Annotated in this window: 16 protein-coding genes; 8 read left to right on the forward strand and 8 right to left on the reverse strand. The window is 40.0% G+C overall.

What is annotated here, in order from left to right:
- Positions 1-184: 184 nt before the first annotated feature.
- From metK to NIES592_RS04765, 3 genes are all read left to right on the forward strand, one after another.
- Positions 185-1,387 (forward strand): methionine adenosyltransferase, encoded by a 1,203-nt coding sequence (metK, locus tag NIES592_RS04755; protein WP_073555076.1) that lies wholly within the window; start codon positions 185-187, stop codon positions 1,385-1,387.
- 435 nt (positions 1,388-1,822) lie between these two features.
- Positions 1,823-3,010, forward strand: coding sequence for a pyridoxal phosphate-dependent aminotransferase (locus NIES592_RS04760; protein WP_062242964.1), 1,188 nt, complete (start codon positions 1,823-1,825; stop codon positions 3,008-3,010).
- A 136-nt stretch (positions 3,011-3,146) separates the two neighbouring features.
- Positions 3,147-3,587, forward strand: a complete 441-nt coding sequence (locus NIES592_RS04765; RefSeq protein WP_062242967.1) for a secondary thiamine-phosphate synthase enzyme YjbQ — start codon at positions 3,147-3,149, stop codon at positions 3,585-3,587.
- Positions 3,588-3,848: 261 nt separating this feature from the next.
- Here NIES592_RS04765 and NIES592_RS04770 read toward each other — a convergent pair whose 3' ends face one another.
- A complete protein-coding gene (locus tag NIES592_RS04770) occupies positions 3,849-4,832 on the reverse strand; it encodes an alpha/beta hydrolase family protein (protein WP_073555077.1) in 984 nt (327 codons plus the stop codon).
- Positions 4,833-4,893: 61 nt separating this feature from the next.
- The gene (locus NIES592_RS04775) at positions 4,894-5,571 is read right to left on the reverse strand and encodes an SDR family oxidoreductase (RefSeq protein ID WP_073555078.1); all 678 of its coding nucleotides are present in this window, start codon (positions 5,569-5,571) and stop codon (positions 4,894-4,896) included.
- Positions 5,572-6,023: 452 nt separating this feature from the next.
- Here NIES592_RS04775 and NIES592_RS04780 point away from each other — a divergent pair, with 452 nt between their 5' ends.
- From NIES592_RS04780 to NIES592_RS04790, 3 genes are all read left to right on the forward strand, one after another.
- Positions 6,024-6,338, forward strand: a complete 315-nt coding sequence (locus NIES592_RS04780; protein WP_062242976.1) for a hypothetical protein — start codon at positions 6,024-6,026, stop codon at positions 6,336-6,338.
- A 142-nt stretch (positions 6,339-6,480) separates the two neighbouring features.
- Positions 6,481-8,208 carry a succinate dehydrogenase/fumarate reductase flavoprotein subunit gene (locus NIES592_RS04785; RefSeq protein ID WP_073555079.1) on the forward strand — a complete coding sequence of 576 codons (1,728 nt, stop codon included), beginning with the start codon at positions 6,481-6,483 and terminating at the stop codon, positions 8,206-8,208.
- 799 nt (positions 8,209-9,007) lie between these two features.
- Positions 9,008-9,352: a DUF1815 family protein gene (locus tag NIES592_RS04790; RefSeq protein WP_009456028.1), complete on the forward strand. Its 345-nt coding sequence runs from the start codon at positions 9,008-9,010 to the stop codon at positions 9,350-9,352.
- A 147-nt stretch (positions 9,353-9,499) separates the two neighbouring features.
- Here the strand turns inward: NIES592_RS04790 and NIES592_RS04795 are convergent, their stop codons facing one another.
- The gene (locus tag NIES592_RS04795) at positions 9,500-11,614 is read right to left on the reverse strand and encodes a CHAT domain-containing protein (RefSeq protein ID WP_073555080.1); all 2,115 of its coding nucleotides are present in this window, start codon (positions 11,612-11,614) and stop codon (positions 9,500-9,502) included.
- Positions 11,615-11,734: 120 nt separating this feature from the next.
- Between NIES592_RS04795 and NIES592_RS04800 the strand changes: the two genes are divergently transcribed.
- Positions 11,735-12,232, forward strand: coding sequence for an acyl-CoA thioesterase (locus NIES592_RS04800; protein WP_062242985.1), 498 nt, complete (start codon positions 11,735-11,737; stop codon positions 12,230-12,232).
- A 194-nt stretch (positions 12,233-12,426) separates the two neighbouring features.
- Here the strand turns inward: NIES592_RS04800 and NIES592_RS04805 are convergent, their stop codons facing one another.
- Together NIES592_RS04805 and NIES592_RS04810 are read right to left on the reverse strand one after the other, a co-directional pair.
- Positions 12,427-12,618 carry a hypothetical protein gene (locus tag NIES592_RS04805; RefSeq protein ID WP_062242988.1) on the reverse strand — a complete coding sequence of 64 codons (192 nt, stop codon included), beginning with the start codon at positions 12,616-12,618 and terminating at the stop codon, positions 12,427-12,429.
- Between the two features lie 167 nt (positions 12,619-12,785).
- Complete coding sequence (locus tag NIES592_RS04810) at positions 12,786-14,894, reverse strand: phosphodiester glycosidase family protein (protein ID WP_073555081.1); 2,109 nt, start codon at positions 14,892-14,894, stop codon at positions 12,786-12,788.
- A 769-nt stretch (positions 14,895-15,663) separates the two neighbouring features.
- Here NIES592_RS04810 and NIES592_RS04820 point away from each other — a divergent pair.
- Positions 15,664-20,370, forward strand: coding sequence for a glutamate synthase-related protein (locus NIES592_RS04820; RefSeq protein WP_073555082.1), 4,707 nt, complete (start codon positions 15,664-15,666; stop codon positions 20,368-20,370).
- Between the two features lie 340 nt (positions 20,371-20,710).
- On the opposite strand, the gene NIES592_RS04825 is transcribed toward NIES592_RS04820, so the two are convergent.
- From NIES592_RS04825 to NIES592_RS04835, 3 genes are all read right to left on the reverse strand, one after another.
- Complete coding sequence (locus NIES592_RS04825; protein ID WP_073555083.1) at positions 20,711-21,625, reverse strand: polysaccharide deacetylase family protein; 915 nt, start codon at positions 21,623-21,625, stop codon at positions 20,711-20,713.
- Between the two features lie 1,057 nt (positions 21,626-22,682).
- Positions 22,683-23,969 (reverse strand): mannosyltransferase family protein, encoded by a 1,287-nt coding sequence (locus tag NIES592_RS04830; RefSeq protein WP_073555084.1) that lies wholly within the window; start codon positions 23,967-23,969, stop codon positions 22,683-22,685.
- Between the two features lie 427 nt (positions 23,970-24,396).
- A complete protein-coding gene (locus tag NIES592_RS04835; protein WP_073555085.1) occupies positions 24,397-25,857 on the reverse strand; it encodes a glycosyltransferase family 39 protein in 1,461 nt (486 codons plus the stop codon).
- Positions 25,858-25,935: the final 78 nt, after the last annotated feature.

The following is a 25,935-nucleotide window of genomic DNA, read 5'->3' on the forward strand; positions in this document are numbered from 1 at the left end:
ACGGTAATGCCGTACCTTTACGTTTTAAGATTCATTCCTAACCCTTTCAAGGTGGATCAAAAAGCTCTTATCTCTATGTTCTCTGTGCCTCTGTGGTTAAATAATTTTTGAAACGCAAAGGATCGCAAAGGGAAGCGCAAAGGAACGCAAAGTTTTGGTTATGAATTGAGAAAAAATTAAAGATATGAAAAAAGATTTTATGTTTAGTTCTGAATCTGTCACGGAGGGACACCCGGATAAACTTTGTGATCAAATTAGTGATGCAATTGTTGATAAGTTCCTGCAAAAAGATCCTTATTCTCATGTAATTGCAGAATGTGCTGTAGCAACGGCGCTGGTATTCATTGCTGCGAGATTTGAATCGGATGCAGTTGTAGATTTTACGAAAATAGCTAGAAAGGTAATTGAGCAGGTTGGCTATGATGAACCTGACTTTAATGCTAAAACTTGCAGTATTATCACTAGTGTTCAGGAGTTACAGTCCAGTAGCTATCGTTATTGGGATGCAAGGAAATTAGCGGATGATGAAATAGAGTTAATTCCAGCTACGGATCAGGTAACAGTATTTGGTTTTGCCTGCAATCAAACTCCTGCTTTAATGCCACTTCCGATCTGGTTGGCGCACCAATTAGCTAGGCGACTAACTACTGTACGACACGAGAAAATACTGCCTTACATTGCACCGGATGGTAAAACTCAAGTCGGGATTGAATATCGCGATCGCAAACCCCATAGAATCCATAGTATCTCGATTTTGGCAAGTAAAAAGTCTAATTTTACATCAGACAAGAATGATGATAAGACACTCCAGCAAGAAGTTAAAGAGATGATTATTGATCATGTCTTTGCAGAAGAAAAAATTCAGCCTGATGCAAAGACGAGAATCTTTATTGACTTTAACCAACATTTTGCTATTGGTGGCCCATCTGTACATTCGGGGTTAACTGGGAGAAAGAATGCGATCGATACTTACGGAGAATATTCTCGCCACAGTGGTGCTGCTTTAAGTGGTAAAGATCCCACCCGGATTGATAGAGTTGGTGCTTATGCTGCGCGTTATGCGGCGAAAAATGTTGTTGCAGCAGGTTTGGCAGAAGAATGTGAAGTGCAACTGACTTACTCAATGGGACTGGCTAGACCTGTCAGCATCCAGGTAGAGACCTTTGGTACAGGCAAAATTTCTGATGAAGAAATTACGATGCTTTTGGAAAAGAATGTTGATTTTCGGCTAGCGGGAATTATTAAGAAATTTAACTTGCGGTTATTGCCTGCAATCTCCAAAGGAGGATATTACCGCAAACTAGCCGTCTACGGTCATGTGGGTAGGACAGATCTCGGAACCGTGCCGTGGGAAGAAACAGATATAGTTACGGCTTTACTAGGATGAAATCCTTGATGTATTAGGATCTTGGTGGTTAAGCAAGCTGATTTTTAAACCACCAAGTCCACCCTTAGTGGAGAAATCCTTGACCGCAGAAAACTTCAATTAAAATGGCAGTTAAAAAGCTGATCATGGCGCTTGCGATCGCTCCAAATTTCGGACTTCAGATTAAAGTCCCAGCGCCAAGCATTAGGTTCATTTGCAATCGACTGCCTAGTTTGTATTTCACTTAAATTTCTTTAGTTAAGCAAATTGCCAGCCTAAAATTTTCCCCATTAGATACGGCAGAAAGGCACTTGCTTAAAGTTTGACTTCCGCAGCCACCTTTCATGCACTAAAACCAACAGAACTATGAATCTACTAATAATGACATATGATGAGGATCAATTAAACTATTTTGATTGCAGTTATCAAATATTTACTATGTAGCGATCGCATTCGATGAATCAAGCTATTATCAAGCAAAACATTACCTCTCGGATGGAGGCGGTGCAGTCGCCGATTATACCTGTAGTCGGCGAATTGATTAAAAACAATCCCGGAACAATTTCTTTAGGGCAAGGTGTTGTTGCTTACGCGCCACCACCAGAAGCCATTGAATATTTACCAAAATTTTTAGCTGAACCAACAAATCATCTCTACAAAGCTGTAGAAGGAATACCACCATTACTAACAGCAATTACAGAAAAATTACAAACTTTTAACAATATTGAAATCAATACAAACAATAGTATTGTTGTGACTGCTGGTAGCAACATGGGCTTTCTCAATGCCATTCTTGCTATTACTAATATCGGGGATGAAATTATTCTGAATACACCCTACTATTTCAACCATGAAATGGCAATTACTATGGTGGGGTGTCATCCAGTCTTAGTAGAAACCGATGAAAATTATCAACTACGTCCCGATGCGATCGCCCAGGCTATCACTCCAAAAACAAAAGCTATAGTGACAATTTCTCCTAACAATCCCACTGGGGTTGTATATAGCCAAGCAGCCTTACAAGCAGTCAATCAAATTTGTCGCGATCGCGGTATCTACCACATTAGCGATGAAGCCTATGAATACTTCACCTATAACGGAGTCAAACACACTTCCCCTGGTGCATTTCCTAATAGTAGTGAGTACACTATTTCTCTGTATAGCCTTTCCAAAGCCTACGGTTTTGCTAGCTGGCGCATCGGTTATATGGTGATCCCCAAACACCTGCTTGTCGCCGTTAAAAAAGTCCAGGATACAAATCTAATTTGTCCGCCTGTAGTTTCCCAGTATGCAGCCTTGGGTGCCTTGCAGGCAAAACCAGAATATTTGCGAAATAATATTGCAGCGATCGCTCAAGTGCGAGAATTGGTAATAGATTCTCTCCAGTCTTTAGAAGGATTGTGTAAAATTGCTGCTGCTGATGGTGCCTTCTATTTCTTTCTCAAAGTTAACACCGAAATAGAAGCCTTTGAATTAGTCAAAAGATTAATTCAACAACATCAAGTTGCAGTTATTCCCGGAACTACCTTTGGTATGCATCAGGGATGTTATCTGCGTGTTGCCTATGGTGCATTGCAAAAACAGACAGCAAAAGAGGGGATAGAAAGACTAGTTAGAGGTTTGAAAAAGATTGTTAATAGTTAAAATTTGAGTGCTTAAACACAAAAACACTAATAAACAAAGAATTAATTAATTTCTTGGAGCCTTAGAGCCTTAGTGGTTAGTTATTCTAATGTTATTATGAATCTTGGTAATATTTTGAAATTTAAAATTTACAAAAATGCCCATTATCAACAAATTCATTGAATTAGAAACTAATCAAGGAATTAATATTCATAATATCACTCCTCAAATTGATGCGATGATTTCTTCAACACCAATTCAAAATGGTCAAGTCTTAGTTTTTTCTAGACATACAACAACTGCCTTGGCTATTAATGAATATGAAGAAAGATTATTAACAGATATCAAAGTTTTTTTAGAAAAAATAGCACCAGAATCAGACCACTACTTACATAACGACTTGCATCTAAGAAAAAATATTCCACTAGATGAACCAATGAATGCCCATTCTCATCTCACGGCAATGATACTGAATAACAGTGAAATAATTCCTATTGTTAATGGCAAATTAGCTTTGGGAACTTATCAATCTGTCTTATTTTTTGAATTGGATGGGCCACGCAAAAGAACTGTATTTTGTCAAATCTCCGGAGAATAAATCTCATCAGTGTGTATCTGTGTGCATCTGTGTTCGCCTTCCCAAAAATCATCGGACTATCGAAACAACTTGCAACCACAACCAAAAATCAAGAAATGACGAACACCGATAAAACATCAGTGTGTATCTGTGTGCATCTGTGTTCGCCTTCCCAAAAATCATCGGACTATCGAAACAACTTGCAACCACAACCAAAAATCAAGAAATGACGAACACCGATTAACACCGATTAACACAGATAAACATTGATATTGGATTTAATTACTTACTTTGCCATGATTGAATCAAAGTATTGGAATTATTCAATAATCGATTCAATTCATTAAATGCTTTCGCTTGATGGCAAACATGGGCATCAATAAATAAACCAATTATATCTGCTATTAATAACTGTAATGCTTCTGGACTTTGGGTAGTTGGAAAATCTAGAAATGCTCTACCTGTGGTAAAATCGAAAGGATTAGCAATTGTAAAATGATTTGCTCCCTCTAGAAACACCAAATAGCTATCATTTCTTCCACCAGCAATTGCTTCTTGGAATGTACGCATCACAGCAGTAGTTGGATCGCCTGAAGTGATCCCATAGCGATCGCTACTGTTAGTAATCACTCCATCACAAGTTCCCCCGATCAATAACATCGGTAGAGAATCCGGTAAAGGCAAAATCGTACCAGGTTCGTATCCCATTATTGTTCCTCCCATAGAATGCGCAGCATAAGCAAAAGATGCTGCTACCTGTGGGAAAAAACTGGGGTTGGCGTTTTCTATGGCTACTCTCCCGCCTGCGGAGTGTCCACCTAAAATAACCCTTTCTAAGTCCAGCATTCCAGTTAAGATACCCTCTCCTTGCAACTGTTCTATTTTTGCAAGCAATGTAGGTAAAGCAGAAGCAGTGGGAACAGTACCATAAATTTCAGGCTTCCATGTGGTGATATCCACTCCTGGAGTCAGGCTTACTACTCCGGGAAGATTTTCGGCAACCCAGTTAAATGTAACCACCACCAGTCCACGTTCAACCAGTTTAACAGCTAGCCATTGGTAGACATGGGCTTCACAGTTAAACCCGTTAAAAAAAATCACTACTGGAAAGGGGGCTTTTTGGCGATCGGCAGGCACAATTCCCATATTCTTTTCTGTATGGCTGCCTGACATTTGTGCTGGATACAAGATTTTGAGATAAATCGTATCGTAAGGAGACTCAGCACTCTCGACTTTTGCTGCTTGAAAAAAAGCACGAACAGTCATGTCAAAGGGTATCTTACGTTACTCATATCAAATCTTAACTGCCAAGCAAAATTTTCTCAAATCAATCCACGTTAAATTTTTCAAACTGTGGTTGTCCAAACAGCATGTTTGCATCTATTGCTGACAAAACTTTATTATTGGCAGCATCAGAATTTAAACAACGGCAAACTAACTGTGCCACATCGGCGCGATTAATCATACCAGCAATACGTGGATCTTCGGTTAAAACTCCATTCCCAGTTGCCGATTCAGACTGTAATCCACCAGGGCGAATAATAGTATAATTCAGTCCACTGGCAATTAAATGTTGTTCGGCTTTTTCCTTATCAATTAAAACCGGCTGTAATGCTTCTAATATTTGCGGAGATAAAGCGACAACACTATTGCCACTACCAATAGAAGTTACCAAAATAAACTTTTTGACTCTTGCTTTCACCGCCACATCAATGAGATTTTTATTACCTATATAATCTGCTCTGCTGCTATCTTTAGCTAAACCACCAATTGTTGTGATCACAGCATCAATAGGTTCATCTCCCAACATTGCACGTTCGACATCCTCAACATTCATCGCATCTCCCAGAACCACTGCAATTCCCATTGTTTCTAATTCATGGCGAGTTGCATCAGTTCTCAAAAGTGCTTTTATCTTAAATTGTTGCGAGGTCAAGCATTGGGCTATTTCTCGTCCTACGCCTCGACTGGCTCCAGCTAGAAAAATGTAGGATGGTGTTGTCATAGGTGTTGTTACAGAATTTAGAACTATTCAACAAATATTAACTATACCTGTTTTTAGTGAGGAAAGTACTCAAAATAGTAGACTTAGACCAGATATAGCAATGGTTGTTGGAGCAGAAGATGTTCTATTTGATTGGTGAAAATGAATTGTCAGTAAAAACGGCAAAAACACAGAGAACACAGAGAAAGGGAAGCAGATAATTTCACAAATTATTTAGGATTACTATATGAATTTCACACAAGTTGAAAGCAACCTCATTGATACTTTACACATAGTTTTTGGTCTGAGCAAAGATACATATCCAAAGAGTGATTTAGTTTGAGAATTACTCTATCTGAAGACAGTATCAATTGTTAAGTCATATTACAATTGTTTCAAAAATATTTAGAAATTGTCGAAAATTCAAACCTGGTTCTAACGTAGAACCTAAGGAGATACTAGAGGCAAATAAAATGATAAATAACATTCAAAAGTATAGATTTGTCTGCACTCTTACCTTTGGTGATATTTACGGTCAAATTATTGTTTGGTTGATTACGATTACCGTTAGTTTGGCATCAGCCCTAGCCCTAATGGGTGCAAGACGTCCAGTTTATGCCTTAGCTGCGGTTGGACTGGTTGTTTTGTTATCTCTACCTTTCTTACTTTTTGCTTTTGTAACCACTTTGTTAAATCATATAGAATTGGCTCCTATGGAACCAGGAACAAAAATGGAACCAATACCTGGTAATGCTTCTCAGCAAAAACCTGTAGAAGCAACCAGCTAATAAATTTTAGATTTTAGATTTAGATTGAAGACTGGATATTACACACAAATTCCCTGTCTGTTGGCAGGGAATTTTTTGCACATGGCAATTAATCGCGTTCTTACAATGGAACAGCAGCTTTTTTTACAGTTGGGGGCTGATTATGCTGGAACATGATGTGATTATTATTGGCGGTGGCTTAGCAGGATGTCGCGCCGCAGTGGAAATAACTAGGAAAAATCCCAGTTTAAATATAGCTGTGGTTGCGAAAACTCACCCCATACGTTCTCACTCTGTTGCTGCTCAAGGTGGAATTGCAGCGACGCTCAAAAATGTTGACTCAGCTGATACTTGGGAAGCACACGCCTTTGATACAGTCAAGGGTTCTGACTACCTAGCAGATCAAGATGCAGTCGAAATTCTGACTCGGGAAGCGCCGGATGTGGTGATTGATTTAGAACACATGGGTGTGTTGTTTTCGCGGTTGAGTGATGGACGAATTGCCCAACGCGCTTTTGGTGGACATTCCCACAATCGTACTTGTTACGCTGCTGATAAAACTGGTCATGCTATTTTGCACGAATTGGTAAATAATTTGCGGCGCTACGGTGTGCAAGTTTATCAAGAATGGTATGTGATGCGCTTGATTTTGGAAGAAAATCAGGCAAAGGGTGTGGTGATGTATCACATCTTAGATGGGCATGTGGAGGTAATCCGGGCTAAGGCTGTCATGTTTGCTACTGGTGGTTATGGACGAGTATATAACACTACTTCTAACGATTATGCTTCTACGGGTGATGGTTTAGCTATGACAGCACTGGCTGGTTTGCCTTTAGAAGATATGGAATTTGTGCAGTTTCATCCTACGGGGTTGTATCCAGTCGGGGTGTTAATTTCGGAGGCGGTGCGTGGTGAGGGGGCGTATTTGATCAACAGCGAGGGAGAACGGTTTATGGCTAGATATGCTCCCAGTCGCATGGAACTTGCTCCCCGTGATATTACCTCACGGGCGATCGCTTACGAAATTCGTGCTGGTCGTGGTATTCATCCTGATGGGAGTGCTGGTGGTCCGTTTGTTTATCTTGACTTGCGCCATATGGGTAGGGAAAAAATTATGAGCCGCATTCCCTTCTGTTGGGAAGAAGCCCATCGCCTAGTGGGTGTGGATGCGGTAACTCAACCGATGCCCGTCCGTCCTACTATTCACTATTGTATGGGTGGTATCCCTGTTAACACTGATGGTCGAGTCCGTAGTAGCGGGGATCATCTTGTCGAAGGTTTCTTTGCTGCTGGTGAGACTGCTTGTGTTTCTGTGCATGGTGCTAACCGCCTTGGTAGCAATTCTTTACTAGAATGCGTAGTCTATGGACGCAGAACTGGGGCGGCGATCGCAGAATACGTACAAAATCGTAAGTTACCAGAGATCAACGAGCAACGCTACCTCAGCGAAGCTAAACAACAAATTCAGGCTTTGTTAGATCAGCCAGGACAGTATCGGATTAACCAAATCCGTCAAGCATTTCAGGACACTATGACTGAGTTTTGCGGTGTTTTCCGCACCGCAGATTTAATGAGTGAAGGACTGCAAAAATTACAACATCTGCAACAACAATATTCGCAGATATACTTAGATGATAAAGGAAAATGTTGGAATACAGAAATTGTTGAAGCTTTAGAACTACGAAGCTTGATGGTTGTCGGACAAATGATTCTGGCTTCTGCCTTAAATCGCCGAGAAAGCCGTGGCGCTCATTTTCGTGAGGATTATACTCAGCGAGATGACGAGAAATTCCTCAAACATACAATGGCTTATTACTCAGCAGCAGGAATTGATATTCAGTACCGTCCAGTGACAATAACAATGTTTCAACCACAGGAAAGGAAGTACTAGAGGGGAAGGATGAAGGGTGAAGGATGAAGGATGAAGGTTAAAGAAGAATATTATTCCCAATTCCCGCTCCCCGATCCCAATCCTAGAAAAGTATTATTTATCACATTTTAATAATGGTTTAATCTTAAATACTGCCGAAATGGCAACATCACCTGATAACCTTTAGTTATTGTCAGGAAGTAAGTCGAACGAATTGAGTTTTATTTGGGATTGTGGATAAGTAAAGTAATAGTACAAGTAATATTCAGTAAAAAATATTACTGGTATATCACAAATCTCAAATCACCAAGGTCATCTACTAAATTCTATGTATACAGGAGAAAGTAATAAATAAATCAATAGTTGGATGATACCAACTGACGCTGTTGGATAGCACACAAGCTCATTGCATACACAAATCGACAAAAATCAAAGCTAAATGGCGTCACTGCCATTGATCAATTGAATATTTAACAACAAATCGCAAATTTAGGAGAGATTTGTTGTTTTTCTGTGGTTGACTTGTGCTAAATATGGGTTAATCTTATAGCGGATCGTTTTAACCGGCCATCTACCCTGACAGAAATGTATAAAGATAATATTTAATTTGACAGTTCTGTCCGATATTCGATGTTTGCAAATTGAATATTTTGATACGGCAGTACCAGCCGCAATGAACTACCTTAAGCTAGGTAGGTATGTAACGACTTAAAAGTTCTTTGTCTGGGAATTGTAATGAATAGTTTACAATACCAGTGGATGGGAAAATCTAAAGAAAATATAAAAGGGATCACATAACTGTGGTGTTAGGAGGAAATTAGTGTTTCTAAGACTAGCGCAACAACATCGGCAATTTGTTCAAGACCTAGTAATGAATCTACAAGCTTTGGCGATTGTTCTAGAGCGACGTGGATACCCGGCGTCTTGTTACACATGCGGCGACCAGATGAATAGTGCTTCATTTATGGTTAGCTTAGGAGAAAATCACCTCATTCGGTTCTTGGTATCTGATTACGGAATTACTTGGACAGAAATGCGAGATGATCGCGAATTGATGAAGTTAGAAGGTGCTGAAGCAGTCAACCAGCTACAGGAACTTGCCAACATCATCAAACTTCCTATCCAACCTTCTGTAACAACTAAAACCCTGGCTAAACGTTACTAATTTCAGACTGTAACTGCTCAGGTAGTACGGACAAAGGTGCGACCAACAAAGATGACACATGGGGAAGTGGGAGTTAGTTTAAAGTCTATAGCCCAAGTCAACAGTCTACAAACTATTGACGATTGGCTATCGACCTAATCCCAACTATTACAATCCGTTCCCAATTAAAATGAAAGGCGCCCAATAGTAGGGATGGCTAAGACTGACCACAGTTGATTTTGGTATACTGTCAATCCGGCCTTGCTGCTGATCCAACTGAGGCGAACTCCCAGTAATTAAAGCTATTTGTGCTTGTCGTAAGACTTCAGCTTTTGTTAATTTTCTTGAAGGCAGTAGGGCATAAAAAGCACTCATCAACGCCTGCGTACCGCCATCATCCACAGCCCACAGCGAAGCAATGGCTGATCTCGCACCAGTTTTTTGCATCTGATAGCCAAAACCTAAAATTTCTTCACCGTTACCTAGTTTGCCTCCTAATCCTGTCTCGCAAGCACTCAGCACTACTAAATCTACTCGAGGCAGTGACCAAGTGGCAATATCTTTGAGGGTAACTCGCTCACCGTTGCCAAATAAAATAAAAGAATCTTCTGGTTTGCCGACAACAAATGCTGCATGGGTTGCCATATGGACAATTGTAAAATCATCCATTTGTGGCACAGTCATTTCTGGGTTAAAGGCATTATCTAAGATTTTCTTTGTGCCTGGAACGATGGTGGCTAAATCTTCCACTTCTTTGGCTGCAAAAGGTAATCCAGAAAAAATTTCTTTCCGATTAGCCACTTCTACTGTATAACTGCCTTTAGTAAAGGCTGCTGCCAAAATGCGTAAGTCTGATGAAGGTGGAGTGTTAAAGTTTGTCAAACTTGCTGCGGTGATATGGTTGATACTGTAGCGCTGCACTAACCATTGTTTGCCATCAAATAAAGCGGCTAAAGGAATGTAACGTAATTGCCCATCTGGTGCATAAACTATAGTTTGGGTAGCTGCTTGGGTAAGGTCTTTTTCTATTGGTTTGATCAGCCAGTCATACAACTGGCGTGCAGGTTTTTTTACATCTAAACTAGGGTTTTCTAAGGCTTTACGAAAATTCAGAATTGTTTGGTGGAGGTTTTCTTTTTTAACGGCGACTGTATGATGAATTGGTGGAGAATCAGGAGTTACTAATACCAATTCCAAACTATTTTCTAAAACCAAAGGATATAAAATTACAGATTTTTCAGGTAGTCGGGCTAAGTTATCACGAATTGCATTAAGACTTTCCAAATCTAAATTTTGCCGCCTAGCTGTGCGGCTAATTTGTTCTAATTGTGCTTTGACATCTGGACGATTGATAAAATTATTGAATTCATCCAGAATTTTCTGCTGATTTTCTGCGATTTGTTGGATGCGTTGTTTTTGCTGTAGCGATCGCTTTTCCGGAGGAATCTGTCGTAATTTCGTCAGTTCTTTGCCCAGTACAACTGCACTATCTAAGCTTTGGTCTAATTTTTGTTTAATTGGTTTTTCTGGGGGTGTGATCTCAATACCCTTGGCGGTGAGTTGATTACCTTGGACGTTTTGGAGATATTCTTCTAGTTCTTCGACTTTGATTAAATCCAGAATCCGCTGTCCTTCTGTGGTGCGATCGCTTTTTAGTAACTCTTCACCCAAAGCGTAGTATGTTTGAGTCACAGTGAGATTATAAGCGTCTAGTTGTTCACCAGTAAAACCTGCTGGATTAAGACGGACTTTTTCGCGATTATTGACACAATGCTTATAAAAGAAAATAGCCAGTTCTGGTTGATTCTGAAGCTTTGATAAGTATCCTAAATTACTATAAGTTTTTCCTAAGGCAATGTGAGCCTCCCCAGGCGTCTTTTCATTGATACTAAGCTCTTTATTGATGGCTAAAGCTTGTAGATAAGAATTAAATGCTTGGCGAAATTTACCTTGTTGTTGGTAAACTCTGCCAATATTATTAAAAGTTGCTGCTTCTAGTGGACGTTCTTGAATATCTCTGCTGATAGCTAAAGCTGTTTCTAATTTTTGCGATGCATCTTGAAAACGATTTTGTCTCGATAGTCGCATTGCCTCTTGATTAAGTTGCTTAATCTGCTCAGAACGACTAGTGTTTTTGATAAGATTTTGGGTTATTTCAGTATATCTATTTTGTATAATTGTATTTGCTGTTACCAGAGTAGTTTGAGAAAAGACCATCCCTGATCCCAGAGTAAATACCACTGTGGCAGTAACAATTTTTGAATATAGTTGCGGAGGGTGCATACAAAAACCCTACCTATTTTGTTTTGCTGTTTACTCAAGGAAAATAGTTGTATGAAACAACTATTGTTTATGCTATTTCAAAATTTGGAAAATCTCTGAGAATTCCTAAGAAAATTTAAGATGTCTGAAGAAAAAACAAACTTATCCGAACTACCTACAACTGCTATAGACAGTCCCACGAGTCAGACACTGGAGTATTGGTTTGAGTACCCAGTCAGAGTACAACCTCATCACACCGATTATTTAGGCGTGGTTTGGCATGGAACTTATGTTGCGTGGATGGAAGAAGCGCGGGTAGAATGCCTGCGTTCCATAGGAGTAGAATATGCGGATTTAGTTGCTTTAGGTTGCGACTTACCGGTAGTAGAACTTTCGCTACGTTACCACCGTTCGATTCAATTGGGTATGGTAGCAGTGGTAAAAACACGCATGACTGAGGTCACAAGCGTCCGCATAAATTGGGATTATGTAATTGAATCGCCAGATAGGCAAGAATTGTACGTTACAGGCAAAGTTACATTAGTAGCTGTTGACCGAGAAAGAGGTAAGGTCATGCGTCAACTACCTGAAAATGTTCAAGATATGTTGGCGAAAATCTCAGCTTCACTAAATAAATAGTGGTTGGTTGTTGATTGTTGATTGTTGGTTGTTGTACCAGACCTGCCATGGCACGTCTCTACATTGGTTAGTGGTTTACTTCTCACACTCCCTACTGCCCCTAATCCCCACTCCCTTGGGGGAGTGGGGGCCGGTGAGTTCCCTATCTCCCCCTAACCCCACAAAGTGGGGACCCCTAGCCTGCCACCTCCCCACTACCTACCCAACTGTGGTAACTTCTGGGGTAGTTGCACTATATAATTCCACATTTGTTGAGGTCCAATACCATAACCAACCTGTAGTAAAACAATGATTGCAGCAATTAAGAAAGCTGTTTTCACGGTTGTTTTGACTACTTTAACTAGGATTGTAAATATTAACCAAGCGACAATTACAGCTATAAGCATAATCAGAAATCCTAAAATGTCGCCTTTACTATTAATGAGATGATGTTAGAAAAGGCGATTTTATTTTAAAAATTGGTTGATTCTCACTGATGACCTCGAAGCCTCTCAAGCCTCGCCACTGTGGTAAAGTACCTACACCTGTTAGACTCCCCACCTCCCCATCTTCTTCAGCGTGGTTGCAAGAAAATTCCTATGCCATTATGAACACGAGCTGCGGTATTGGGGAAACGATCTAGAAGTTGCCCTCCTAAGTAAAGACTGGTAGAACTACCACCGTCGAGATTCAACGCATCTACGCATCCCATTTGCTGCATTAGTTGCGCGTGTTCTGCTAAGGTAGGACCAGCACCACCAACACGACTGTGAACAGCAGCGAACATGAGGTTGCCTGTTGTAGTTTTACAAATAGCACTACGGACTGCTTTTTGGACAATAAAGGCATTACTGAATTGTTCGCCTTTGGCATCAAGGACAATTTGACGATTTTGTACTAGCAGGGGGCCTGCTCCTAAAATATGGGGGTAATTGCTAAATTGAGCAGGATTGGTGGAACTTTCGATGCGAACTGAAGAACCAACAGGTAACATTGAAGCAATATTTGTACCACTGCCGCGTAAGGTGAGCAAATATCCATCCCCAGGAATTGGAAAGGTACTTTGACCAACCTTACCTGCTGGTAACTGATTGATTATCTGATTTTTCTGCACGGTTAGGATAATTTCGTTGTCAGTCAAGGGAGAATAGTTCGCTCCCCATGCAGGAGTATAACGAGCTATGCCACTTTGAACATAACCACTATTGAGGGTTAAGATCGGCAATTTTTGGTTGTTAGGAGTGATTAAATTTTCTAACAGAGCCAGACGATCCATGTAAAATTGTCCAGAATCATTCCAAGCGATCGCACCTCGGTTCAAAATTGGACTTGACAACCATTGACCATCCCGACGAATTGCCCCCAAAGGTAAGCGATTATTGCGGTTAAAATAACCACCGTTAATGGCTGCGACTGCCAATTGTTGTTGTGCTGTCTGCAAGAGGGGAGCAGTTCCCTCCAGAGTATTGGAGTTGGTTAAAATTGGTTTGATTTTTAAGCCGACGGTACGCGGATTGATTTCTAACCACACGACTGGAAAGCGTTCTTGACCTAGATTGATATACTGCTGACGCCAGTTTAATCCCGGAGCCCAAGTAATTGCTCGTGGTAGTAATGGATCAGGGCGAATATCGATGAGCAGGCGGTTAGGATTGGGTACAGTGCTAACTAAGGGAGCTAACCCAATGGGAACTTCTAGACGAATAATTGTTTGGTTATTAACTACCTGTACTTGCTTGATTAATGGCGGGGGAGGTAGAGGAGTGTTTTGTTGATTCTCATTTGGTGGCAATAATTGTTTTAGTAGATTTTCTGGAAATGGCGCAGGAGTGGGAATTTTTTCTACCGGAGGGGGTGGTGGAGGGGTGTAACGTTGGATTAAAACTGGATCGGCAATGCCATTTAAGGTTATTGTCCAATCTCTTGTGGTGGGAGCAGCTGGTTTGGGAACTGGGTTATTTGGATCGTCGCTTAAAGGTTGATTTTGTTTGACTGGTGGTTCTTGGTTAACTTGCCAAGGAGTAGGACGATCTAAATTGACGGTAATGCGTTCTATTGAAGATTCTTTGCTTTGAGTAATATCCGTGATTTTGGTGTTGGGTGTGGATATGACTAAGGTGTTACCCTGCACTTGCATTTGCCATCCAGATGTTTTGGCAAAATTGGTCATATCCAAGTAGCGATATCCTCCTGCCAATGTGCTAACTAAAATCGGTGGTTTAGTCGCAGATGAATACCACTGGATTGGTTGTTTAGTAGCAATGTTACTGTTTAATAAATCTACGCCGATAAATTGCCTAATTGCTGCATCGCTGATGTGAGTTGTCAATTGACCAGCTTTCAGACGTCTTTGTAACCACGCCCCTGTCAAGATTCGACCATTGAGAGAAATTTGATTACCATAGTATATTACCCCTCGCAAAGGAGGTACAGGTGGTTTTGGGGTAAATGTCGGTTTGGGTTGAGTTACATTTGGCGATTGGGTAATTTTTGTCTTGGTTTGTTTTTCGGAAGTGATTAACTTCTGAGGAACACTACTATAGGCGATCGCACTATCGCCAAGTGCTGTTAAGTACAGTACAGATAAAACCATTGGTGATGCTAAAAACTTGACAAGCTGGCTGATGTTACCAATTACAACATAACTGCGGTCGCGTTGCCTAAAATTCGATGTTTTTACCATATATGATTAGGTATTTTTGAAAACAATCAACTCACACACAAACTAAACAAACTTTTGCAATTATCAAAAAATCATGACGTGAGTTTGGAACACGAACGTGATAATGTATATATGGGCTTTTTGTCTCTTGTTAAAGCAACAAGCAACTCTGCCACTATGAAGACTGCGATTCTAAGTGCGCTAAATCACAACTAGCGCTAAATAAGTATATGACAGCAGTCAAAAGCTTTTGAGCTCGCTCTAAGTGGACCATCCTCACTAAATTACTTGCTACTTAAGTGAGGTTTAGCTAGCAGCAATACAGGTGACAAAGGGTGGTCAGTAAAAATCTAGAGAGTTACTCCAGAAATATTTAGGAATTGCCAAATGGGTATATAGTGTAATACGCTGATTTTGTTGCTGAATCAGGATCATTTGTGTCTCAAAATATAGACAACTCAAGAATTTGATTTTTTCAGTTAAGCCGAAAAAGGCTACACAAAAGTAGTGAATTTTATTGGAAAATAAAGGGCATTGAGGAGTGCGTAGCTTCACGAAATAAATATAATACTGGGTAAGCAAACTTCCTTTGCTTGACTCAGCAAAAACCCATAAGAAACGACGCATAGATTTTAACACGGGTCTAGCAAATATCAGCCCGAAGTTAAAATTTTTTTTCCTTAAATTTCGGTTTTTGTGAATTTCTTCATCTGTCCATTTAGATAATTTTTCTCACTAGCAAAGACCCAATTGTTAATTCATATCGGCATGAGGATGACAGGGATAATCTATGAATAAAAAATCGGTGAATCAAGACCAGGACATGAGATTTGTGGACAACTCACAGCAGTATACCTACCAAGGACAAAGGTGGCTAGTTGAAGAAAGAGATGCTTGTGGTGTGGGTTTTATTGCCCATCGTTTAAATCATGCTAGTCACGAAATTGTCTCAAAAGCTTTAGCAGCTTTGACTTGTCTGGAACACCGAGGTGGTTGCAGTGCTGATCAAGACTCTGGTGACGGTGCAGGAATTTTGACCGCTATTCCCTGGGAGTTGTTCCAACAAGATTTTGCCACACGGGGAATAGAATTTCCTAGTAATAATAATGTTGCTGTGGGGATGATATTTTTACCACAAAATCCCCAAGCCGCACAAAAGGCTAAAGCGGTAGTTGAGCAAGTAGCAGCAGAAGAAAAATTGACTGTACTGGGTTGGAGAGTAGTACCAGTACAACCAGAGTTATTGGGTATACAAGCAAAAGAAAATCAACCCCAAATCGAACAAGTTTTTTTAGTCTCTGCTGAGAAAAGTGGCGACGAACTCGAACGGCAATTGTATATTACCCGTCGCCTGATCGCTAAAGCTATCCGCAATCACAATCACAACTGGTCAGAAGAATTTTATATTTGCTCCCTGTCTACTCGCACAATCGTCTACAAAGGTATGGTGCGTTCAGCTGTTTTGGGAGATTTTTATCTCGATTTAAAAAACTCAGCTTATCAAAGTGCTTTTGCTGTATATCACCGTCGCTTTAGCACCAACACCATGCCTAAGTGGCCATTGGCACAACCGATGCGGCTTTTGGGTCATAACGGCGAAATCAACACCTTATTGGGTAATATCAACTGGATGACAGCTAGACAAGCAAGTTTAGAGCATCCAGTGTGGGGCGATCGCATTGAGGAACTCAAGCCCTTTGTCAATATCAACAACAGTGACTCGGCTACCTTAGATAATGTGTTTGAGTTACTGGTTCGTTCCGGTCGTAGTCCCCTGGAAGCTCTAATGATCATGGTTCCAGAAGCCTATCAAAATCAACCATCTCTGCGTGATTACCCGGAGATTGTCGATTTCTATGAATACTATAGTGGTCTACAGGAAGCATGGGACGGGCCAGCACTTTTAGTATTTAGCGATGGTCGCAAAGTAGGCGCAACCCTGGATCGGAATGGTTTAAGACCTGCGCGTTATTGCATCACCAAGGATGACTACATCATCGTTGCTTCTGAAGCTGGAGTTGTGTCATTAGATGAAGCCAACATCATCGAAAAAGGCAGACTCGGACCAGGACAAATGATTGCTGTAGATTTAGAAAGCAATGAAGTCCTGAAAAACTGGGACATCAAGCAGCGCATCGCGAAAAAACAACCCTATGGAGAATGGTTGCGGCAACATCGGCAAGAACTTAAAACTTTGGTCAATGGTCATTGGTCATCAGTTAATGGTAACGGAATCCACGCCAACGGACATCGAACAACTACCAATCAACAACCAACACCCAATGTAGACAGACAAACCCTGCTGCGGCATCAAATTGCCTTTGGCTACACCACAGAGGATGTGGAAATGGTAATTCAGCCAATGGCAATAGATGGCAAAGAACCAACTTTCTGCATGGGCGATGATATTCCTTTAGCAGTCCTCTCAGAAAAACCCCACCTGCTGTACGACTACTTCAAGCAACGTTTTGCCCAGGTGACAAATCCCGCCATTGACCCATTGCGGGAAAAATTGGTGATGTCGTTAAAAGTGGAACTGGGGGAACGGGGTAATTTGTTAGACCCTAAACCCGAATATGCCCGACGGTTGAAACTAGAGTCACCAGTATTGACAGAAGCGGAATTGGCAGCTATTAAAAATTCTGAGTTTAGGACAGCTGAGTTATCCACACTATTTATGATCGCCAAAGGACCAGAAGAGTTAAAAGCCGCAGTCAAGTCTTTGCAAATCAAAGCAACAGAGGCGGTGCGTGCTGGTGCCAAGATTTTAGTCCTCAGCGATCGCGCTGGCAAAGGCATCAGTTCAGAATACTCTTATATTCCTCCCTTGTTGGCAGTAGGTGCAGTACACCATCACCTGATAGAAGAGGGGCTGCGGATGAAAGCATCCCTGGTGGTTGATACAGCGCAATGCTGGAGTACTCATCATTTCGCTTGTTTAATTGGCTACGGTGCTGGTGCGGTTTGCCCGTACATGGCCTTAGAAACAGTGCGTGATTGGTGGGCAGATCCCAAAACACAGCAATTTATGGAGCGGGGTAAAATTGCTACCCTCACCCTAGACCAAGCGATCGGTAACTATCGCCAAGCTGTAGAAGGTGGTTTGCTGAAAATTCTCTCGAAGATGGGAATTTCCTTACTCTCCAGCTACCAAGCAGCCCAAATCTTTGAAGCGATTGGTATTGGTGGCGACCTACTGCAACTGGGTTTCAAGGGTACAACTTCCCGCATCGGTGGTTTGAGTATCAGCGACCTAGCCCAAGAGGTGTTGTCTTTCCACAGCAAAGCTTTCCCGGAACTGACGACCAAGAAGCTAGAAAACCTTGGTTTTGTTAATTATCGTCCTGGTGGCGAATACCACATGAACAGCCCAGAACTAGCGAAAGCACTGCACAAAGCTGTTGATGGCAAAAACTACGACCACTACGAAGTTTATAAGAAGTATCTGCAACAAAGACCGTTAACTGCACTACGAGACTTGCTAGATTTCCAAAGCGATCGCCCTCCCATTCCCATAGAAGAAGTAGAGCCAGTCAGCGAAATTGTCAAGCGCTTTTGTACTGGTGGTATGTCCTTAGGAGCATTATCACGGGAAGCCCACGAAACTTTAGCGATCGCCATGAATCGGATCGGTGGTAAATCTAATTCTGGAGAAGGCGGTGAAGATCCAGTCCGGTTCACAGTCTTGGATGATGTAGACGCTTCTGGTCATTCGCCCACCCTCGCTCACCTCAAAGGATTACGCAACGGTGATACCGCCTCCAGCGCCATCAAGCAAGTAGCATCAGGACGCTTTGGTGTCACACCAGAGTACCTGATGAGCGCTAAACAAATTGAAATCAAAATCGCCCAAGGCGCAAAACCAGGGGAAGGCGGACAACTACCAGGGAAAAAAGTCAGCCCCTACATTGCTATGCTGCGGCGCTCGAAGCCTGGTGTCACCCTGATTTCACCACCACCACACCATGATATTTATTCGATTGAAGACCTAGCGCAGCTAATTTTTGATTTGCACCAAATCAACCCCAAAGCCCAAGTTTCAGTGAAACTAGTTGCAGAAATCGGTATCGGCACGATCGCAGCTGGTGTAGCGAAAGCCAACGCTGATATTATTCAGGTTTCCGGTCACGATGGTGGTACAGGGGCATCACCACTGAGTTCTATTAAACACGCGGGTTCTCCGTGGGAACTCGGTTTAACAGAAGTGCATCGTGTGCTGATGGAAAATAGCTTGCGCGATCGCGTGATTCTGCGTGTAGACGGTGGGATCAAGAGTGGCTGGGATATCATCATGGCTGCGTTGATGGGAGCAGAAGAATTTGGCTTCGGTTCCATCGCCATGATTGCCGAAGGCTGTATTATGGCTCGTATTTGTCATACCAATAATTGCCCTGTGGGTGTCGCCTCCCAGAGAGAAGAACTACGCAAGCGATTTACGGGTATGCCAGAACACGTAGTCAACTTCTTCTACTTTATTGCTGAAGAAGTACGGAGCTTGCTGGCAAGGCTTGGTTATCGTTCACTCTTAGATATAGTTGGACGTGCTGATCTATTGAAAGCACGGCGAGATGTGCATCTGACCAAAACCCAAGCATTGAACCTCGACTGCTTATTACAGCTACCAGATACTAAAACAGACCGTAGCTGGTTGGTGCATGAAGAAGTCCACAGCAATGGTGTGGTTTTAGATGATCAATTACTTGCCGATCCTGAGATCCAAGCAGCGATTAGTAATCATACTGTTGTCACAAAAACAGTACCTGTTGTAAACACTGATAGAACCGTCGGCGCCCGCCTAGCAGGAGCGATCGCTTCTCAATACGGCGACGATGGCTTTGGTGGACAGATTCACCTCAACTTCCAAGGTAGTGTGGGACAAAGCTTTGGTGCTTTTAACCTACCCGGAATGATTCTTACCTTGGAAGGCGAAGCCAACGACTACGTAGGCAAGGGGATGAATGGCGGTGAAATTATTATTAAACCACCTGCGATCGCCAACTACGACTCATCACAAAACGTAATTATTGGCAATACCTGTCTCTACGGTGCTACTGGTGGGATGTTATTTGCCAACGGTTTAGCTGGAGAACGCTTTGCTGTGCGCAACTCCAAAGGTACAGCCGTGATTGAGGGAGCAGGTGATCACTGCTGCGAGTATATGACTGGTGGGGTAATTGTTGTCCTTGGCAAAGTCGGACGTAACGTAGGCGCTGGTATGACTGGCGGTCTGGCTTACTTTTTGGATGAAGATGGTAACTTCCCAGAATTAGTCAACCGGGAAATTGTGACAATTCAGCGAGTCATGACAGCAGCTGGTGAAAAGCAACTCAAAGAATTGATTACAGCTCATCTGCATCGCACCGAATCACCAAAGGCTAAGATGATCCTAGAAAATTGGCAAGAATTCTTGCCTAAATTCTGGCAGTTAGTTCCACCTTCTGAAGCCGATGGACCAGAAGCTAATCCTCAACAAGAAAAGCAGTTGAGTCCAGTTTAATTCAAAAGGCAGAAGGCACTTATCGTTATCATTTTGCCTTGATTTTTTCAGATTGATAGAAAAAAGGCGCAGATTTTTGCGCCTTTTCTATTTTTAGTTAAGGAACTAACCACACCAGACGTAGAAGACGCAGAGAAAGAGATAGAAGAGAATTTGACAACTGATTTAGGACTGCTACAGCAATTATTGTTAATAAATAATAACCACTAACGCAAAATCTATCTTCATTTATCGGTGTTTATCTGTGTGCATCTGTGTTCGACTTAAAAAAGATAATTGCCCAAGCGTAAAACCAGACCAGCCTATCAATTAACAATAACTAACTACAAGATCAAGCAAACTATTTCTTCGTATTTGCAATCAACTTATAATTCTTATCTTGTAATTCTAATAATTCTGGGATCGTGACAAAACGATAGCCTTGTTGCCTTAATTTACTAATCATTTGCGGTAAAGCTGCTACAGTCTGAGAACGATTACCACCACCATCATGCATCAACACAATACCGCCTGGTTTTGATTGTTTTAAAACTCGACTGGTTAATATAGAGGCTGTCGGGCGATTATAATCTAAAGAATCAGCCGACCACATTACTACTGTATATTTCTTGCTTTTGGCATAGCTAGCTAAACCATTATGCAGTATCCCTCCAGGAGGGCGAAATAAAGTTGTTTTTGCACCTGTAATTTGAGATATTAATTCTGATGTATTGTCAATTTCAAAAGCTGCTGCTTGTGGATTAAAAAAGTGATACCAATGATGCCAAGTGTGGTTACCAATGACATGACCTTCCGTCACAATTTGTTTGCCCAAATTGGGATAATTCTTAAGATTTTGTCCCACAACAAAGAATGTAGCTTTAATATTATTTTCTCTTAATATATTTAGGACTTGTGCAGTGTAGCCAGGCCAAGGGCCATCATCAAAGGTAAGAGCTATGACTTTATCTTTAGGAGGAAGTTTTGCCTGATTAATTATTGCCCCTTGAAAACGCGGTGGTATGATATAAGAAATCCCCTTTAATTTTGCCTGTTGTTGCCAACTTGCTAGCATTGCAACTTTGAACTGTTTGAGGCGTTTTTGAGTCCCTGTTTTGACTTCTGTGTCATCTGTATTTTCTATATTATGTTTAGTATTAACTTCAGAGGTACTCTGATTAATAGGCATAATCAAACCAATACTCAAGCTGCCGCACAGTGCAATCAGCGAAATTAGTATTCCTTGCGGCCAGACAACAGACTTATTGTTTTCCACTTCATAGCTCCTTCACAGAATTAACCATCAGTTACCTTTCTGACGGTAATTTATAACACAGTTTTTCAGATAATTTTTAAATAGCCTGCTGTTTTCTGGTAATCCTCAAAAATTCACACAGATTAGCAGAAAATTAGATGTCGGTCAGAGAAATTATAGAAATCTAACTGAATCCTATATGGTTTAGCTTTGGAAGGCCAATGCTTGTAATTTACTATGTTTATTAATATTTCGTTATTTTGAATATTTTAAAGTATAGATTTCATGCTCTATCAAAGTATATTCTACTGCTAGATTATATTTTAACCTTGAAAAAAAATGTTAAATTTCTGGTCTAGATTTGCAATTAAATTTACATAAAGCAGCTAGACGTGTACTAATTAAAATAGTTTCTTGTCTGTTTAAGATCTTTAAAATTTAATCTGTACCATCATAATATTGCACAGATTCTATAGATCCAACTAATTTCTTGACTAGTATTTTCACTGCGCTTTAATAGAGAGAACAGCTTTATTCATCTAGAGATGAATTTTCTATAACTCTATAATTTTAGTTATAGCCTTAAATATGTGTACAGCTAATTTTAAGTAAGTCAACAAGTGCTATTTTAGCTATACCTGAATTTGTGGACAGTTAATCCAAGTACTATTTCGATGCTAATACTTTAGTAATCTAGTCACTAAAATAATAATTTGTTGATCTCAAAAACTTGGTTACTTGGATTAGACTCAACAAAGTTAAGCTTTGTTAGATGTAGTACACAAACTCAGCTTTTTGCTCTCAGGTTAGGATACTAATTCCTGCTCTAGAGATGAGTAACAATTTAATTTTATATCTACTAATCTAAGGTAAACTATATTTTTTACATCATCAAGATTACAATTAAACACATACTTAACAGTATAAATACTAAAGACCTCTAATTACCGATGATTAATGCCCTTTCTGGGTATGTAAATACTTCATTAATAAATTTTAATAATAATTGATTTTGAAACTAGTCAGAGTAGGGTGTAAAGCATTATGCCTGATAACCGTCTCTGACCATGTATTTTCTTTAACCTACCCAACGGTTTTGAGCAAAGCCAATCGCAATCCTGGCCAGCAAAACAGAAAACCAGCCTATAATCAGGTATCCTTGACGAGGATAGCGCTCCAAAAAAACACCCAGAGCTATACTCAAGGGTACAATACCGTAGGCGAGACGGCTCAGGGATATCGTACCGCCAGATGCCAGTAACAAAGCAATACCGCAAAAACCGTAAAGAACAGTAACCGAGGTCAATTCTTTACGTAAGCGCCATAAAAGGTAAGCGCCTCCCAGAACCATGACTGCGTTGAGTAGGTTATTAATATATCGATCGCTAGCCAGTATGAGAGAAATTGTGACCACAGCATAAAAGCCGTAAATCTTGATGACAGAACTTAACTTTTGTTGTTCGCGCCACAGCAGATAAACACTGCTAACTATAGTGCTAAAAAATAGTGGATGTAATAGTCTTTGAATCCAGCTGTGCTGTCTGTCTGATTTACCTAGTGCGATCTCTAACAGCATATTCCACCAACCTTGCCCATCAAATCCCAAAGAAGGACGCCATCCTTTTTGGGCATTGATAAAAGCGATCGCATTACCAAAATCAATTGCACAATATAGACTGAACAGAAGCAGACCTGTAGCTGTAGCAGCAGCAGCTAGGTAGGCGACCCTTGGACGACGTTCTTTCCAAGCTGCAATTAAAAGGGCTGGAATTAATGCCATACCTGTAGGGCGTGTTGCTGTCGCCATTGCACCCCAAAAGGCTGTCCAGCGATATTGCTGACGATCAAAGGCACGCAAAGCAGCTGCGCTTAAAAACAGATATAAGCCTTCGGTATAAATTACTGTGCCAAATAACGAGAGAGGACACCAAGCTAATACAGTAGCTGTCCATCTAGCCCCTTTTGTTCCATGATGTTCTGCAACCCAAAAGTATACACAGTAAAGGGCTGCTAAAAAGGTAATGTTATTTACTAGTAACCCTGCCACTTCAAATGACAGCCCTAGATTCATGACACCACGAACCATGAGGGGAAACAATGGGAAAAAAGCAATGTTATGTTGACGCCCGTCATCAACAAATTCATATCCAGAAGTAGCAATGCTACGATAATGTACGCTATCCCAAGCATCAAATACTCCCAAATCAAAATTGGGTAATACTCCCTCCACAGGTTTGGGTAGATTTGGTGCAATGAGCAACATGGCAATCCAAATAAATAATCGGCTGACTAACCAAATTGCTCCTGGAAAAAGGAAATCACTTTCCCATATACTTTTTTTGATAAATATCTGAATTTGAGCCATAAGCATTTATTTTTAAACTCCTTGGAAAATGTTTTTGCTTATGGCTGTAAACGAAATGTCTCTTGGCAAGATTTTGTACATTTCACTCCTCCACCACATTCAATTATCTACTGAAAAACAATTAAATTAACTAATATTTTTGAAGGTTATATTCATTAGGTAATGCTGAAATAATATTGATAATATTCTAGTAATTTATGTCGAAATTCATGGTATTGATATTAAAAAAATTAAGAATATAAATTTCATAGTACTTTGCTATTATAATATTCAATATTGATATTAAACAGCTAAAAATAAATGTGTGATTCCTATTGCATTTATATCCAAATTGGTGAAAATGAAGTTTAAGGAAAAACCACGGAGGGGCAAATGATACAGAAGAGTAAGCAAATTATTTTAGATTATTATGTAGTATTGCTGTAATTTATTTAAAAACATAATGTTCTTCGGTTTTTGTTGCATTTGTGTAAGTCAGTGAGTAATTATTATTGATGTAATTTATCAGATTTTTATCACTTTTAATCTGAGTAGTCCATCTGGTAAATATAATTTGTTCTGGGTGATATTTGTTTAATATGGCAAGCATTTTTGTAAACGTAAAATCTCCAGAGTTGATTCTTTTATAAGACATCACAGCAATTTCAGGCGGCACAATTAAATCATTGTAAAAAGCGTACATAGGATTATCTGTAAATACCCAATTTGTCAAACTTTTGTATTTTAGAATCATTTGCATTAACTCTAAATTTTTGGGTACACTCCCACGAGGATTTGGGGGAGTAATAATTATTAAGCTAATGAGTATTACAACTAAAGACGCAGGTAAAATTAATTTCTTTATATTGATTATCTGAAAATTTTTCTGTATGTTTTGAGAAAATAAATTATACAATAAGCACGCTCCGTAAGCAGCAAGCCAACATATAGGAATAGCAAGTAAGGGATAATAGTGATACCAAAGCGGTTGATGTTTCAGTAAAATTAATGTGGCAGTAATTAGCCAAGTCAACGGTAATAATCCTTTCTTCTGTTTTTGAGAAATAATTGCCCAGATACCGATACCGGCGAGAAATATATAATCATAATCTTGATGGATCATGTAATTGAGATATTGCAGATTATTAAAATTTTCTACTCTGGAATCTGGGGGTTGTTTGAGATGGGTAAGAAGTAATTGTTCTTGATTCCAGAATTGCTGATATAAGATTCCAACCAGGCTATAAACAAACACTAAAGAAATTAACCATAAAGATATAGATTGTAATAGAAATAATCGATTGGTTTTAATTTCCTTGCTTTGGCTAAAAAAAGCTAATATCTGCAACAATATTAAAGGAATTAAAAATATAGTAAATAATTTTGTTTGTAAAGATAATGCCAAGCATCCACCAGATAAAATTAAATAAAATTTATTATATTTTTGTTGATATCTGTATAAAAAATAAATAGATAGCATTGCCAAAGCCAATGATGGAATGCCAATCATGACAGAAATACTTAGACGAATATATAACCAAGAGGTAAATAAAAAAAATGTTGCTACTATAGCTGCGAAATGTCCTAATTCAAAAAAGACTATTTGATAAAAACACCAAATTAATATTGCTGAAAATAAAAGCGTGAGTAAGCGGGTAGCAAAGATAGAATGACCAAATAAATTTAGCCATTTTGATAAAATCAATGTAAAGAGAGGTGGTTGATCATTCCAAATTTGGCTATACAGAGAAAAACCTTTTGAGTAAAGGACGGCTTTCATTAAATTAAAGCCTTCATCATAATCAAATTGAAAAGTTTGTGTCATAGGCTTAAATCTAATGGCAATAACCAAACTCATAAAAAGTAATATTAGAGATAGCTGCAATAAAATATTCTTTAATTTGGGCATACTCTTGCCAATTGTAGGTTTGAGATAGTTACTATGGTCGAGTTATTGATAAATATTTTAGTTATTAAAATCTGCCAA

This window comes from Fischerella major NIES-592, from assembly GCF_001904645.1.
GTDB lineage: Bacteria > Cyanobacteriota > Cyanobacteriia > Cyanobacteriales > Nostocaceae > Fischerella > Fischerella thermalis.

Excerpts from the sequence above, each read along its gene's own strand:
- metK (WP_073555076.1), top strand. The coding sequence starts at position 185 with ATGAAAAAAGATTTTATGTTTAGTTCTGAATCTGTCACGGAGGGACAC.
- NIES592_RS04760 (WP_062242964.1), top strand. The coding sequence starts at position 1,823 with ATGAATCAAGCTATTATCAAGCAAAACATTACCTCTCGGATGGAGGCG.
- NIES592_RS04765 (WP_062242967.1), top strand. The coding sequence starts at position 3,147 with ATGCCCATTATCAACAAATTCATTGAATTAGAAACTAATCAAGGAATT.
- NIES592_RS04770 (WP_073555077.1), bottom strand. The coding sequence starts at position 4,832 with ATGACTGTTCGTGCTTTTTTTCAAGCAGCAAAAGTCGAGAGTGCTGAG.
- NIES592_RS04775 (WP_073555078.1), bottom strand. The coding sequence starts at position 5,571 with ATGACAACACCATCCTACATTTTTCTAGCTGGAGCCAGTCGAGGCGTA.
- NIES592_RS04780 (WP_062242976.1), top strand. The coding sequence starts at position 6,024 with ATGATAAATAACATTCAAAAGTATAGATTTGTCTGCACTCTTACCTTT.
- NIES592_RS04785 (WP_073555079.1), top strand. The coding sequence starts at position 6,481 with ATGCTGGAACATGATGTGATTATTATTGGCGGTGGCTTAGCAGGATGT.
- NIES592_RS04795 (WP_073555080.1), bottom strand. The coding sequence starts at position 11,614 with ATGCACCCTCCGCAACTATATTCAAAAATTGTTACTGCCACAGTGGTA.
- NIES592_RS04800 (WP_062242985.1), top strand. The coding sequence starts at position 11,735 with ATGTCTGAAGAAAAAACAAACTTATCCGAACTACCTACAACTGCTATA.
- NIES592_RS04805 (WP_062242988.1), bottom strand. The coding sequence starts at position 12,618 with ATGCTTATAGCTGTAATTGTCGCTTGGTTAATATTTACAATCCTAGTT.
- NIES592_RS04810 (WP_073555081.1), bottom strand. The coding sequence starts at position 14,894 with ATGGTAAAAACATCGAATTTTAGGCAACGCGACCGCAGTTATGTTGTA.
- NIES592_RS04820 (WP_073555082.1), top strand. The coding sequence starts at position 15,664 with ATGAATAAAAAATCGGTGAATCAAGACCAGGACATGAGATTTGTGGAC.
- NIES592_RS04830 (WP_073555084.1), bottom strand. The coding sequence starts at position 23,969 with ATGGCTCAAATTCAGATATTTATCAAAAAAAGTATATGGGAAAGTGAT.
- NIES592_RS04835 (WP_073555085.1), bottom strand. The coding sequence starts at position 25,857 with ATGCCCAAATTAAAGAATATTTTATTGCAGCTATCTCTAATATTACTT.